Source organism: Streptomyces lydicus, from assembly GCF_001729485.1.
Taxonomy (GTDB): domain Bacteria; phylum Actinomycetota; class Actinomycetes; order Streptomycetales; family Streptomycetaceae; genus Streptomyces; species Streptomyces lydicus_D.
The window spans coordinates 7,756,212-7,770,232 of record NZ_CP017157.1 but is presented as its reverse complement, the minus strand read 5'-3'; the positions used below and the strand labels follow the sequence as shown (position 1 = coordinate 7,770,232).

Annotated in this window: 11 protein-coding genes and 1 pseudogene; 8 read left to right on the top strand and 4 right to left on the bottom strand. The window is 73.6% G+C overall.

What is annotated here, in order from left to right:
• Positions 1–47: 47 nt before the first annotated feature.
• From acs to SL103_RS33725, 3 genes are all read right to left on the bottom strand, one after another.
• Positions 48–2,012, bottom strand: a complete 1,965-nt coding sequence (acs, locus tag SL103_RS33735; RefSeq protein WP_069574357.1) for an acetate--CoA ligase — start codon at positions 2,010–2,012, stop codon at positions 48–50.
• A 148-nt stretch (positions 2,013–2,160) separates the two neighbouring features.
• The gene (locus SL103_RS33730; RefSeq protein ID WP_069572762.1) at positions 2,161–4,491 is read right to left on the bottom strand and encodes a SulP family inorganic anion transporter; all 2,331 of its coding nucleotides are present in this window, start codon (positions 4,489–4,491) and stop codon (positions 2,161–2,163) included.
• Between the two features lie 432 nt (positions 4,492–4,923).
• Positions 4,924–5,910 carry an ATP-binding protein gene (locus tag SL103_RS33725; RefSeq protein WP_069572760.1) on the bottom strand — a complete coding sequence of 329 codons (987 nt, stop codon included), beginning with the start codon at positions 5,908–5,910 and terminating at the stop codon, positions 4,924–4,926.
• A 101-nt stretch (positions 5,911–6,011) separates the two neighbouring features.
• Between SL103_RS33725 and SL103_RS33720 the strand changes: the two genes are divergently transcribed.
• Complete coding sequence (locus SL103_RS33720; RefSeq protein ID WP_069572758.1) at positions 6,012–6,869, top strand: oxidoreductase; 858 nt, start codon at positions 6,012–6,014, stop codon at positions 6,867–6,869.
• Positions 6,870–7,244: 375 nt separating this feature from the next.
• Here the strand turns inward: SL103_RS33720 and SL103_RS33715 are convergent, their stop codons facing one another.
• Entirely contained in the window at positions 7,245–8,153 is a 909-nt protein-coding gene (locus tag SL103_RS33715) for an HAD family hydrolase (RefSeq protein WP_069572756.1), read from the bottom strand.
• 491 nt (positions 8,154–8,644) lie between these two features.
• Here SL103_RS33715 and ssd point away from each other — a divergent pair, with 491 nt between their 5' ends.
• The 7 genes and pseudogenes from ssd to SL103_RS37070 form a co-directional block, all read left to right on the top strand.
• Entirely contained in the window at positions 8,645–9,901 is a 1,257-nt protein-coding gene (gene ssd, locus SL103_RS33710) for a septum site-determining protein Ssd (RefSeq protein ID WP_069572755.1), read from the top strand.
• Positions 9,898–11,058 (top strand): TadA family conjugal transfer-associated ATPase, encoded by a 1,161-nt coding sequence (locus tag SL103_RS33705; protein ID WP_069572754.1) that lies wholly within the window; start codon positions 9,898–9,900, stop codon positions 11,056–11,058. Before ssd ends, SL103_RS33705 begins: the two co-directional genes overlap by 4 nt.
• Positions 11,055–12,071 (top strand): type II secretion system F family protein, encoded by a 1,017-nt coding sequence (locus tag SL103_RS33700; RefSeq protein WP_079146335.1) that lies wholly within the window; start codon positions 11,055–11,057, stop codon positions 12,069–12,071. The genes SL103_RS33705 and SL103_RS33700 overlap by 4 nt, the downstream gene beginning before the upstream one ends.
• A complete protein-coding gene (locus tag SL103_RS37075; protein ID WP_164492929.1) occupies positions 12,038–12,922 on the top strand; it encodes a type II secretion system F family protein in 885 nt (294 codons plus the stop codon). Before SL103_RS33700 ends, SL103_RS37075 begins: the two co-directional genes overlap by 34 nt.
• A gap of 205 nt (positions 12,923–13,127) precedes the next feature.
• On the top strand, positions 13,128–13,328 hold the full coding sequence (locus SL103_RS33690; RefSeq protein ID WP_069574354.1) for a DUF4244 domain-containing protein: 201 nt from the start codon (positions 13,128–13,130) through the stop codon (positions 13,326–13,328).
• On the top strand, positions 13,315–13,716 hold the full coding sequence (locus SL103_RS33685; RefSeq protein ID WP_079146116.1) for a TadE family type IV pilus minor pilin: 402 nt from the start codon (positions 13,315–13,317) through the stop codon (positions 13,714–13,716). The genes SL103_RS33690 and SL103_RS33685 overlap by 14 nt, the downstream gene beginning before the upstream one ends.
• Positions 13,691–13,963: pseudogene (locus SL103_RS37070) on the top strand (Rv3654c family TadE-like protein); the annotation flags it as partial. The gene SL103_RS33685 and the pseudogene SL103_RS37070, both read left to right, overlap by 26 nt.
• Positions 13,964–14,021: the final 58 nt, after the last annotated feature.

Here is a 14,021-nt window from a genome sequence, read left to right as displayed (position 1 = left end):
GGGCACCCGGCCGCCCTGGCCGGATGCCCCTCCGTGTGCTGTCCCGCTCAGTCCTCGGAGGCCGCGCTCGGCAGCTTCGCCTGGATCAGGTCCATCACGGAGGAATCGGTGAGCGTGCTGACGTCACCGAGGTCGCGGTTCTCGGCGACGTCCCGCAGCAGCCGGCGCATGATCTTGCCGGAGCGGGTCTTCGGCAGCTCCGCCACCGGCATGATCCGCTTGGGCTTGGCGATCGGGCCGAGCTGCTGGGCGACATGCGCCCGCAGCTCCTCGACCAGGCCCTCGTCCTCGGCGGCGGTGCCGCGCAGGATCACGAAGGCGCAGATGGCCTGCGTGGTCTGCGGGTCGGTGGCGCCGACGACCGCGGCCTCGGCCACCTTGGGGTGCGAGACCAGCGCGGACTCGACCTCGGTGGTGGAGATGTTGTGGCCGGAGACCAGCATGACGTCGTCGACCCGGCCGAGCAGCCAGATGTCGCCGTCGTCGTCCTTCTTGGCGCCGTCGCCGGCGAAGTACTTGCCCTCGAAGCGGGACCAGTACGTGTCGAGGTAGCGCTGGTCGTCGCCCCAGATCGTGCGGAGCATGGACGGCCACGGCTCGGTCAGCACGAGGTAGCCGCCGGCCCCGTTGGGGACCTCGTTGGCGTCGTCGTCCACGACGGTCGCCGCGACGCCGGGCAGCGGCACCTGCGCCGAGCCGGGCTTGGTCGCCGTGACGCCGGGCAGCGGGCTCAGCATCATCGCGCCGGTCTCGGTCTGCCACCAGGTGTCGACGATCGGCGCGTGGTCCGCCCCGATGTGCTTGCGGTACCACATCCACGCCTCGGGGTTGATGGGCTCGCCCACCGATCCCAGGACGCGCAGCGACGACAGGTCGAACTTCGCCGGGATGTCGTCGCCCCACTTCATGCACGCGCGGATCGCGGTCGGCGCGGTGTAGAGGATCGTCACGCCGTACTTCTGGACGATCTCCCACCAGCGGCCCTGGTGCGGGGTGTCCGGGGTGCCCTCGTAGAGCACCTCCGTCGCGCCGTTGGAGAGCGGGCCGTAGGTGATGTACGAGTGGCCCGTCACCCAGCCGACGTCGGCCGTGCACCAGTACACGTCGGTCTCGGGCTTCAGGTCGAAGACCGCGTGGTGGGTGTACGACGCCTGGGTGAGGTAGCCGCCGGTGGTGTGCAGGATGCCCTTGGGCTTACCCGTCGTGCCGGACGTGTACAGGATGAACAGCGGGTGCTCGGCGTCGAACGCCTCGGGCGTGTGCTGGTCGCTCTGCCGCTCGACGATCTCGTGCCACCACACGTCGCGGCCCTCGTGCCAGGCGATGTCCTCCTGGCCGGTGCGGCGGACCACCAGGACGCTGCGGACGTTCTCCGCCCCGGGCCTGGTCAGCGCCTCGTCCACGGCGGGCTTGAGCGCGCTCGGCTTGCCCCGGCGGTAGCCGCCGTCGGCGGTGATCACCACGCGGGCGTCGGCGTCCTCGATACGGGTGGCCAGCGCGTCGGCGGAGAAGCCGCCGAAGACGACCGAGTGCGGCGCGCCCAGGCGCGCGCAGGCCAGCATCGCGATGACCGTCTCCGGGATCATCGGCATGTAGATGGCGACCCGGTCGCCGGTCTGCACGCCCAGCTCGATCAGGGCGTGCGCGGCCTTGGAGACCTCGCGCTGCAGCTCCGCGTAGGTGATCGCGCGGCTGTCGCCCGGCTCGCCCTCGAAGTGGAGGGCGACCCGGTCACCCAGACCGTTCTCCACATGCCGGTCCACGCAGTTGTACGCGACGTTGAGCTTGCCGTCGGCGAACCACTTCGCGAAGGGCGCGTTGGACCAGTCGAGGGTCTGGGTGGGCTCGGTCGCCCAGGTCAGGCGCCGGGCCTGCTCCGCCCAGAAGCCCAGCCGGTCCGCCGCGGCCTCTTCGTACACGGCAGCCGTGACGTTGGCGTGCGCGGCCAGATCGGAGGGCGGAGCGAACCGCCGTTCCTCCTTGAGCAGGTTGGCCAGGCTTTCGTTACTCACGACTTCTCCCATTCCCAGGGCGTGCGATATGTCCCGGGCCATAGCTCATCAGCCCGCGACCGACCCTGACAAGGGCTGTGGAAAAATATTGGTGTAGACCTGTCGGCCGCCGGTCCTTTTCCGGCGTGTTGGACGGCCGCCGCGCAGGTCAGACGCCCACCGGTGCGGCTTCCCCGCGGACCGCGCAGAACCGCCCGGTAGCCTCGTCCAACACGTATGCCTGCGCCTCCCCGACGTGGAAGTACATGCCGTGCAGCACGAGTTTCCCCTCCGCCACCCGCCGGGCCACACAGGCGTGTTCCCGCAGGTGGTCGAGCTGCTGCAGGACGTTGACGAGCGCCAGCCGTTCCTGGTCGTCGGTCACCGGCCGCCCGCTCAGGGCGACTTCTCCCCGCCCCAGCCGCCCGATGCGCTGCATACGGGCCAGGCTCGGCCGGCCGTGCCGCAGCCAGCGGCCGAGCGGGGTCGGCTCCGCGTCGTCCGGCGCGGAAGCGTGCAGCAGCGCTCCCATGGCACCGCACCCCGAATGGCCGCACACCGTGATCGAACCGACGCCCAGCACCTCCACCGCGTACTCGACCGCCGCTCCCACGGAGTCGCAGGAGGCATCCGAACCGGGCGGCGGCATCAGATTGCCGACGTTGCGCACGGTGAAGAGATCCCCCGGCCCGCTGGAGGTGATCATGCTGGTGACCAGCCGGGAGTCCGCACAGGTCAAAAAGAGCTGGGTGGGCCGCTGGCCCTCGCGCGCCAGCCGCGCCAGCTCCTCGCGCACGAGCGGCGCCGTATGGCGCTGGAACGCGCTGACCCCGCCCAGCAGTTGGCCCTCGCTGCTCTCCGGTGCCGCGGCCAGCTCCGGGGCGGGCCGGGTGCAGTGGTGGTTGCGCCACGGCGTCCACGGCCGGCACGCGTGTGCCCCGGCCGGCTCGGCCACCGGCCGGCCCGAGCGGCCGCCGAGGGCCACCCAGCCGCCGTGCGCCCGGTGGGCGGCGGACCAGGACTGCAGCGCCTCGTAGGCGGCGTGGTCCATGAACGAGCCGCACAGCTCGACGACGACCTCGGTGTGCGCGGGAACCTGGGCCAGCGCCCGGGTCAGCCGCGGCACCGCCAGGAACGTCAACTGCCCGCTGACGCGCACCCGGTAGCCCTCGCCCTCCTGGGTGACCGTGATCCGGGTGTGGGTGAGCCTGCGCAGCGCCAGGAAGGCCGCGACCGCGATGCCGGCGAGCACGCCCTGGAGGACGCCGAGGAGCACCACCCCGCCCAGCGTGCCCGCGTACACCGGGAACTCGCGGTGCCGCTGCACATGCCGGATGTGCGCAAAGCTCACCATCCGTACGCCGACCACCATCACCAGCGCGGCGAGCGCGGCCAGCGGGATCAGCTCCAGCACGGCGGCCAGCAGGCCCGCGCACAGCAGCACCCAGACGCCGTGCAGCACGGTGGCCCGGCGGGTGGCCGCGCCGGCCCGCACGTTGGCCGAGCCGCGGATCGCGCCCCCGGAGACCGGCAGGCCCCCCAGGAGCCCGGAGACGGCGTTGGCCACGCCCTGGCCGCACAGCTCCCGGTTGAGCCGCGGGCGGCCGGTGGGGGCGCCGGGCCGCTCGGCCGCGAGCCGGTCCACCGCCACCGCGGACAGCAGCGACTCCATGCTGGCGACGAGGGTGACGGTCAGCACCGCGGCGGCCAACGCCGGAACGGACGCCTCCGGCAGTACGGGAAGCTCCGGCAGCCGCCAGGACGGCAGGTCCACGCGCGGCACCGCCAGCCCGGCGCTCACGGCGGTCGCGGCGAGCACCGCGGCCAGCGGGGCCGGCAGCACCCGCGCCCAGCGGCCGGCGCGGCCCGGCAGCCGTTCCCAGCCGGCCAGGACGGCGACGGTGATCGCGCCGATCAGCAGTGCGGCGACGTGCGGGTGGGTCAACTGGGCCGGTAGCGCCGCGGCGTTGTCGAGCGCCGAGCTGTCGGGACGACCGCCGAGCACCACATGGAGCTGCCCGAGGGCGATGGTGGCGCCGATGCCGGCCAGCATGCCGTGCACGATCGCCGGGCTCACGGCCAGCGTGGCGCGGGCCACGCGCAGGGCGCCCAGGGCGAGTTGGGTCAGGCCGGCCAGTACGGTGATGGCGCAGGTGGCGCGCCAGCCGTAGCGCTGGACGAGGTCGGTGGTGACCACCAGGAGGCCGGTGGCCGCACCGGTCACCTGAAGGGGAGCGCCGCCGAGCAGTCCGGCGACGATGCCGCCGACGACCGCGGCGACCAGCCCGGCCTGCAGCGGTGCGCCGGTAGCCAGGGCGAGGCCCAGCGACAGCGGTACGGCGAGCAGGAAGACGACGAGCGAGGCCGAGAGGTCCCGGCGCCAGGCGGCCAAACCGGCCCGCTCCGGACGGGGCTCCTCCGGGTGCGCACGGTGCTCGGGAGGGACCGGGGCGGGCTGCGACGTGGGCGGCGGTGGCGGCGACTTCTCGATCTGCGGCATTCCCGTCTCCTCCGGGGCGACGCGGTCGCGCGGGGCGCGATCGTGGGCGGCGGTGTACTGCGGCAAGGCGCGAGCCGGCCGGCGGGCGTCGCGATGGGTGACGGTCCGGCGACTCTCAAGCGTCGGTAAATGAAGCGTAATGACGGGTAAAGGCGGTGAGAAGACTTTGCGGCTATTCGCCCCAATCTGTCCATCTATTGGGTGAATATTCAGGCATTCGACTTGTCTTTCCTCCCCCTCTCCGGTCCGCGGCGGATTCCGGATCGCATTCCGGAGTCTCGGCCGGAGAAGCCCGGAGTTCCGCCCGGGGGATTCCGTCTGCGGCGAGCGGGCCGGGGGCGGAGTCGCGGGACGGAAACGGCCGCGCCGAGCGGCCGCCGAGGGGCGCGCACCGGGCCGGAGCCGGCTGCGCCCGTCGGCGCGGACCGGCGGTCAGGCGGGCTGCGGGGCGGCCGCCCCCTCGAAGAGGACGAAGGCCGGGTCGACCTGTGCCGCCAGATCGACACCGGTCCTGGCGTTGCCCCAGCTCTCCGCGTTCTTCAGGTGGAAGTGCACCATCTGACGGGTGTAGCGCTCCCAGTCGCGCCGCCCGTAGGACGCGTCGGCGGTGTCGTGCAGCGTCTCCAGCGCGCGCCGGTTGGCCTGCTCCAGGTAGGCGAAGCGGGCCGGGCGGCCCTTCTCCAGGGTGCGCACCCACTCGGAGTGCCCGACGCTCACCAGCAGGTCCTCGCCGACCTCGTCGCGCAGGAACGCCAGGTCGTCGGGGCCCTGCACCTTGTTGCCCACGACCTTGAGGGGCACGCCGAAATCCCGGGCGTACTCCTTGTACTGCCGGTAGACGCCGACGCCCTTACGGGTCGGCTCGGCGACCAGGAAGGTCATGTCGAAGCGGGTGAACATCCCGGAGGCGAAGGAGTCGGATCCGGCCGTCATGTCGACGACGACGTACTCCTCGCGCCCGTCGACCAAGTGGTTCAGGCACAGTTCGACGGCGCCGACCTTGGAGTGGTAGCAGGCCACGCCCAGATCGGAGGCGGTGAACGGGCCGGTCGCCATCAGGCGGACGGGGGTCCCGTCGAGCGTGACCGTCCTGGCGCAGGCGTCGTAGACGGGGTTGTCCTCGTCGATCCGCAGCAGCCGCGAGCCCTCGCCGGGCGGAGTCGTCTTGATCATGGCCTCGGCGGACGGGATCCGGGGGTTGCTGCCGCGCAAGTAGTCCTTGATCAACGGGAGATGAGCGCCCATCGCGGGCAGTGCGGCCGCCGCCGCCTCGTCGAGGCCGAGCGCGGCACCCAGGTGCTGGTTGATGTCGGCGTCCACCGCGACGACAGGGACCCGGGCCGCGGCGAGGTGCCGGATGAACAGGGAGGACAGGGTGGTCTTGCCGCTGCCGCCCTTGCCTACGAAAGCGATCTTCATGTTCACCAAGCGTAATCTTGCTATAGCTCTGGGTGAGAGGTTTGGGTGAGGAAGACCACTCCTTCGAGGGGTTCGGCCTTGCGGTGCGTAGGGTCGTACGTATGGCTGGAAACTCCCGGGGGACGTCCCCCGCACCCCCGAAGCCGAGCGCCGATCCGCTCGTGGCCCTGGCGTCGCTGCCGGGCGTCGCGGACTCGGTGGACGCCGTACGCAAGGGCATCGACCGGGTCTACGGCCACCGGGTCATGCGGCGCCGCAGCAATGAGGTCACCTCGGAGGCGGCGCTGCGCGGAGCGCGCGGTTCCGCGGCGCTCTCCGGCGCCGACTGGGCACTCGAAGAGGTCAGGCGCCGCACGGACTTCGGCGTCGAGGGCGAGGCGCGGACGGTCGGCGCGGCGCTGCGGCTGACCGCCGAGGCCGGGCAGCTGCTGAGCGTGTGGCGGCAGTCGCCGCTGCGGGTGCTGGCGCGGCTCCATCTGGTCGCGGCCGGCAAGGAGTCGCCCGATGAGACCGTCGGGCGGCCCCGCCTGGCCGGTGAGCCGGTGGACGAGCCGCTCATCGAGCTCCCGCTGCCGGACGCCGACGAGGTCGCCGGGCGGCTGGACGGCCTCTCGCGGCTGTTGCTGGCCGGGAGCGAGGCGCCGGCCCTGGTGACCGCCGCGGTGGTGCACGGCGAGCTGCTCGCGCTGCGGCCGTTCGCCTCGCACAACGGGCTGGTCGCCCGGGCGGCGGAACGCATCGTGCTGGTCGGCAGCGGACTGGACCCGAAGTCGATCTGCCCCGCCGAGGTCGGGCACGCCGAGGCCGGGCGCGCGGCCTACGTGGCGGCCCTGGAGGGCTACGTCTCGGGCACCCCCGAGGGCGTCGCGGCGTGGATCGCGCACTGCGGGCGCGCGGTGGAACTCGGCGTCCGGGAGAGCACCGCGGTCTGTGAGGCGCTGCAGCGCGGAGCGGCATAAGGGCGGAGTGAGCGGCGCGGGGCGACGGCTCGGCCGGCGCCCCGCGAATTCGGAAGCGTTGCTTCATTCGCCCTGAACAGGGTTGCGGCGGTACCAATGGGTGGTACCGCCGCTGGCATGTCTGCCTGGTTACCAGTGCGTGCTCGAATATTTGCCCATCAGGTCGGAATCTTCGTCCGGTTACCTGGTGTGGCTGGCCCGTAATCGACGGGTCGGCGTCGCGTGGGTGCCTGGCATTCATGCATCGGTCCGTGGGCCACTTGCTGCGTTAAAGGTGTTCCTCTCGGATGTCCTTGGTCTCGCGGGCCGTTAAGTCCTTTGTACTACTCGTACCGGTGAAGCGGAACCCCGGGCCGCAGATCTTTACGTTTGGCTTCAAACGCGGGCATTACGGACGGCCTCGGCGAGGCCGTCGAAATGACCGAGGCGCAACTTTGTGGATTTTCGTCGGCTCGCGTACCAGACGAGCGTCGCGGTGGCCATGGCCGCGCCCGCCGCGGCCATCACGGCGAGCACCGGCCGCGAGGGCATCGACAGCGCGGGCAGCCGCTGCTTGAGCGGCACCGGCCGGCTGAAGGTGAGAACCGGCCAGCCGCGCGCGACCGCCTCGCGGCGCAGCGCCCGGTCCGGATTGACCGCGAAGGGGTGGCCGACCGCCGACAGCATCGGGACGTCGGTCGCCGAGTCGCTGTACGCATAACAGCGCTCGAGGTCGTAGCCCTCGGACGCGGCGAGTTCCCGGACGGCCTCGGCCTTGGTCGGACCGTAGGCGTAATACTCCACCTCGCCCGTGAAGCGGCCGTCCTCTCCGACGACCATACGGGTGGCCACGACCCGGTCGGCGCCCAGGAGTTCACCGATCGGTTCGACGACTTCGGCGCCGGAGGTCGAGACGATGACGACGTCCCGCCCGGCGGCGTGATGTTCCTCGATGAGGGAGGCGGCCTCGTCGTAAATGATCGGGTCGATCAGATCGTGCAGCGTCTCGGCGACGATCTCGCGGACCTGCGCCACATCCCAGCCGCGGCACAGCGAGGAGAGATATTCGCGCATGCGCTCCATCTGATCGTGGTCGGCGCCGCCCGCGAGGAACACGAACTGGGCGTACGCAGTGCGCAGTACGGCCCGCCGATTGATCAGGCCGCCTTGGTAGAACGACTTGCTGAAGGTCAGCGTGCTCGACTTTGCAATGACGGTCTTGTCCAAGTCGAAGAACGCAGCAGTACGGGGCGTCGAGTGAGGCACGGAGTGGTTTTCCACGGGGCGAGCATAGGCGCCCACCATTCGGCGTAAGGTGTGGCGCGTGGGTTTGCTTGAGAAGGCTCTCGGGTACACCATGGAAGTCACGGATCGTTCGCGACCGTGCTAACCCGGTCCGGCTCCTCCCCCCCCCGAGCCGGCCGTGGGGACGACCCCCGCTCTCCCCCCCGGCGGGGGTCGTCGCATGTCCGGACGCATGTCGCGCCCTCAGGCGCCGCTCCGCCTCCCCTTCCGCCCGCGCAGAGCGCGCCCTCCGGGCGCCGTCAAGTCGTCACGCACCGTAGTCAAAGCACTGCGCTGCGAAAGCCTCCTCACGCGGCCCTCATACGCCCCTTGCGCGTCCCTCTTGTGTCCCGGGAGTAGCCCTTCGTCGCTGGAATAGGTGACGGGGATATTCACAATCGCGGAGTTGTCCACAGATTCGCTTCAAGATCCACTCGGATTTCCCGATCGCTGCATCGTAAAAGTCCGCGAGTTCGCGGATGTGCGAGTGATGTAGCGACAGGGGGACGAACGTGGCTGGAACCACGCCATCGGAACGCCGGGGCGCGACGGGTGCCGAGCGGGGCGGGCCGCTCATCATCACCGAGGACGAAGGGCTCCTCGACGACCTGCTGCGGCTGTGCGCGGCGGCCGGTGCGCTGCCGGAAGTGGCGCACGGCCTGCCGGGCCGCAAGGGGGCCTGGGAAGCGGCACCGCTGGTGATCGTCGGCGATGACTGCGCGCGCCGGCTGTACGGCGCCGGACGGCGGGACGGCGTCATCCTCGCGGGCCGGGACACGGACGACCAGGGCACCTGGCGCCGGGCCGTCGCCATCGGGGCGGAGCGCGTCCTGGCCCTCCCCGAGGGCGAGCGCTGGCTGGTGGACCGGATCGCCGACGCGGCCGAAGGAGTGGGGCCGCCGGCGCTGACCGTCGGGGTCGTCGGCGGACGCGGCGGCGCCGGGGCGAGCACCCTGGCCGGGGCGCTGGCCGTCACCGCCGCCCGTGCGGGCCGGTCCACCATGCTCGTCGACGGGGACCCGCTGGGCGGCGGCCTGGACGTCCTGCTGGGCGGCGAGAAGGAGAAGGGCCTGCGGTGGCCCGCCTTCGCCGAATCGCGCGGCCGGGTGGCCGGCGGCGCCCTGGCGGAATCGCTGCCCCACCTGCACTCCCTGCGGGTCCTGAGCTGGGACCGGGGCGCCGATGTCACCATCCCGCCCGCGGCCATGCGTGCGGTGCTGGCCGCGGCGCGGCGACGCGGCGGTGTCGTGGTCGTGGACCTGCCACGTCGCGTCGACGAGGCCGCGGCGGAGGCCCTGAACCAGGTGGACATGGCGCTGCTGCTCGTCCCCACGGAACTGCGCGCGGTCGCGGCGGCGCAACGGGTGGCCGCCGGCGTCCAGCGGCTGCTCGCGGACGTCCGGGCGGTGGCGTGCGGCACCCCCGACCGCCATGGCCACGGCCTCCCGCCGGACGAGGTCGCGCGCCTGATGGAGCTGCCCCTGGCGGGGGAACTGCCGTGGGAGGTCGGACTGTTGGGGGACCTGGCGCGTGGTCTGCCGCCCGGCGCCCGGGCCCGGGGGCCACTGGCGCGGTTCTGCGCGGCCTTCTGGGCGCGGGCGCTGGTCGACGGGACCGGTGAGCCCGCCGGGGGAGCGCCGGGGGCTGCCGGGCCCGGCGCGGGGCGTGACACCGGGCCGGACGCGGGGCCGTCGCCCGGCTCCGGGACGGCGCCCGCGCAGGACTCCCGGCCGACCCGTTACGGCGCCCCGGACGGAGGCCGGTCATGAATCCGGGGCAGGGCTTGCTGGACGTGGTGCGGCGGCGGCTCGCCGAGGCGGGGGCCGAACCCACACCGGCGCGGGTGGCGGTGGCGCTGCGCGCGGAGGGGCGGCTGCTCGGGGACGCCGAAGTGCTGGGCGTGGTGGCCGCGTTGCGGTCCGAGATGGTGGGCAGCGGGCCCCTGGAGCCGCTGCTGGCCGCGCCCGACGTGACCGACGTGCTGGTCACCGCGCCGGACGAGGTCTGGGTGGACCGCGGCGCCGGACCGGAGCGCACGGACGTCCGCTTCCGGGACGCGGCGGAGGTGCGCAGGCTCGCCCAGCGGCTGGCGGCGGTCGCGGGCCGGCGTCTGGACGACGCCCGCCCGTGGGTGGACGCCCGGCTCCCGGACGGCACCCGGCTGCACGCGGTACTGCCCCCGGTGGCGGTGGGCGGGACCTGCCTGTCCCTGCGGGTGCTGCGGCCGCGCGCGTTCGGCCTGGCGGAGCTGGTGGCGGCCGGTACCGTCCCGCCGGGCGGCGACCGGCTGCTGCGGGCGGTGCTGGCCGCCCGGCTGTCGTTCCTGATCAGCGGGGGCACGGGCTCCGGCAAGACGACGCTGCTGAGCACCTTGCTCGGCCTGGTCGGTCCCGCCGAGCGGATCGTCCTGGCCGAGGACTCCGCGGAGTTGCGCCCGGACCACCCCCATGTGGTGCGGCTGGAGTCCCGCCCGGCCAATCAGGAGGGTGTCGGCCGGGTGACGCTTCGGGACCTCGTACGGCAGGCGCTGCGCATGCGCCCGGACCGGCTGGTGGTCGGTGAGGTGCGCGGCGCCGAGGTCACCGACCTGCTGGCCGCCCTCAACACCGGCCACGAGGGCGGCTGTGGAACGGTCCATGCCAACGCCGCCTGCGATGTCCCCGCGCGGCTGGAGGCGCTCGGTTCGACCGCGGGCCTGGACCGGGCCGCGCTGCACAGCCAGCTGGCCGCCGCGCTCTCGGTGGTGCTCCATCTCGTGCGCGACCGGTCCGGGCGGCGCCGGATCGCCGAACTCCATGTGCTGGAACGGGACCGCGACGGCTTCGTGGTGACCGTACCGGCCGCCGTCTGGGGGCCGTCGGGCTTCCAGGAGGCGCGTGGATGGCAGCGGCTGGCACGGCTGTGCGAGCGGGGTGCGGACCGATGAACTGGCCTGCGATGACGCTGGCGACGGCGGTCGCGGCGCTCTGCGCGGGAGTGGCAGCCCACCTGGCTGTCCGTGGTCGCCGGCACGTACGGCGGCGGGCCCGGGCGCTGTTCGGCCCGGACGGGGAAGCGGGCCCGGCGGCGCGGTGGTGGGCCCGGCTGCGGGGCGAGGGGGCGGCACAGCTGCCGGATGTGGAGCCGACGGGCGAGGCGGCTTCGGACGGAACGGGCGAGGAGCGGCGTTGGGGTGTCGGACGCCGGGGTGTGCTCGGGCCGGAGGGCTGGTGTCTGCCCGCGGGGCTGGCGCTGGGCGTGCTGGGCGGGTCCGTGCTGCCGGTGCTGGCCTCGCCGGTTGCCCTGTTCCTCGTCCGCCGGTGGCTGGCCGCCCGCGGTGCCGAGCGGGCGCGGGACCGTCGGGCCGCGGAAGTGATCACCCTGTGCGCTGGGGTGGCGGGAGAGCTGCGGGCCGGGCGGCAGCCGGTCCAGGCCCTGGCCGCCGTCAGACTGCCGGGGCTCGGGGCGGCGGGTTCGGCGGTGGTGGCGGCCGCGCGTTACGGAGGTGATGTGCCCCAGGCGCTGCGTGCCGCGGCCCGGCTACCGGGCGCGGAGGGGCTGACCGGCATGGCGGCCTGCTGGCAGGTGGCGGTGGAGGGCGGTGCCGCCCTGGCTTCCGGACTGGAGCGCATCGCGGCCGGGCTCCGCGCCCAGCGGGACCAACGTGACGAGCTGCGGGCCCAGTTGGCGGGGCCCCGGGCCACCGCGCTGATGCTCGCCCTGCTCCCGGCAGGCGGGCTCCTGATGGGCAGCGCGCTGGGCGCCGACCCCCTGAGAGTGCTGCTGCACACCTCGGCGGGCTGGGCCTGTCTCGTGGCGGGCGGGCTCCTGGAATGGGGCGGCGTGGTCTGGACGACCCACATCGTCGCGGCGGCGGAGGGCGGCCATAGGACGGAAGGAAATGGGACGAACGGGGAGGGGAAGTCATGGAGGCAGAAGTTGTCCACAGGCTGGGGATGACGGGTGCGGCCGCGGTGGCGGTGCTGTGCGTCCTGGCGCTGGCGCGGGAAGCGCGCCGCGAGCGGGCCGTGCGGCGACGGGTGCCGGCGGTGTGGGGTGGCGGCCCGTACCCGGCCGACGGGAGGGGCGGGCCCACGGCCCGGACCACGGTGGCCGCCGGTCGCCGCCGTCAGCGGCCGCGCGGTGCGCGGCCGGAAGACGGCATACGGGGAGACGAACGCGCGATTGGTGGTCCGGGGGACGGTGGCGGGGCAAGGGCATGGCTCGGGGCCCTGGGGGCGGCGCTGTGCGTGGCCATCCTCGTCGGTGGGGTGCCCGGTGCGCTGTCAGGACTCGCCGTGGGCTTCGGAACGCGTCGCTGGCTGATGCGCCAAAGAGGCGCGCAGGCAGCGCGGTTGGCCGATGTGGAGATGCGTACGGCGCTGGCCCCGGCCGGCGATCTGCTCGCGGCCTGTCTCGCCGCGGGCGCCGGGCCGGGGGAGGCCGCCGACGCGGTGGGCCGCTCGCTCGACGGGCCCGTCGCCGAGCGGCTGCGCCAGGTGGCGGCAGAACTGCGGCTGGGCGGCGAACCGGCCGTCGTGTGGCAGCGGCTGGCCGCTCTCCCCGGAGCGGAAGGGCTGGCGCGTTGCATGGAGCGCGCCGGGATATCCGGGGTCCCGGCCGTCGAATCGGCGTCCCGGATCGCGGCGGATCTGCGGGCGGAGCACGCCAGAGCGGCCACCGCGCGAGCCCGCCGGGCCGGGGTGCTGGTCACCCTCCCGCTGGCGGCGTGCTTCCTGCCGGCGTTCCTGACGCTGGGCGTGGCACCGGTGCTGATCGGCCTGGCAGCGGGCCTGTTGGGGCGCACCTGATCACCGGCACCGCACCGCCCCGGACACAAGGCCGGCATTGAAACCGAAGCCGTGACCGGCATCGACCTCGCAACGGAAATCGATACCAAGACGAACACCTTCACACAACACCTTCGCGAACACCGGAATCCAACTGTCCGGTGGAACTCGCGAGTTCAGCGGCCGGCGCGGAGCCGGAGGAAACGGGGGGAACGGAATGCATGCCATGTACGCGAAGACGCGACGCTGGTGGACCGGGCTGCGGGCGGCGGCGGCCGACGACAGGGGAATGACCACGGCGGAGTACGCCATGGGCACGCTCGCCGCGTGCGCGCTGGCAGTGGTGCTCTATCGGCTCGTGACGAGCCAGGCCGTGAAGTCGATGCTGCAGTCGGTGCTTGAGCGAGCGCTCCATGCTCCGTTCTGACGGCAGTGGCGGGCTACCGCCTCCGGCCCGTGGCGCCCTGCGTCCCGCGCGCGACGGCGGATTCGTGACCGCGGAGACCGCCGTGGTGCTGCCGGTGCTGGTGGCCGTCGTGGGGGCGCTCATCTGGGGGCTGATGGCGGTCTGTGCCCGCATCGAGTGTGTGGACGCCGCGCGGGCCGGGGCGCGGGCGGCGGCCCGGTCGGAACCGCGGCCCGCGGTGCTCACGGCGGCCCGGGGCGCGGCCCCACGGGACGCGCGGATCGCGCTGGCGCGGGAGGGCGACCTGGTGCGCGTACGGGTCGAGGCGGACCTGCCGGGGCTGGGGCAGCTGGCGATCAAGGTCGGAGGGGAGGCGGTGGCCCGTGCGGAGGAATCGGAAGGGCGATGAGGGTTCGGCGACGGTCTGGACGGTCTTCGCGGCGGCGGCGCTGTGCGCGGTCTTCCTGGCGCTGCTCGGCGTGGGCCGGGCCGTCACCGTACGGCACCGGGCGGGCGGCGCCGCCGACCTCGCGGCCCTCGCCGCGGCGGACCAGGCTCTCCAGGGCCAGGCCGGGGCCTGTGCGGTGGCGGGCAGGGTGGCCGCCGCACAGCGTGCCCGTCTGGTGCGCTGCTCGGTGACCGGGGATGTCGCGGACGTATCGGTCGAGGTGGGCCGCTCGCCGTTCATCGCGCGGGTCCGGGCACGTGCGGGCC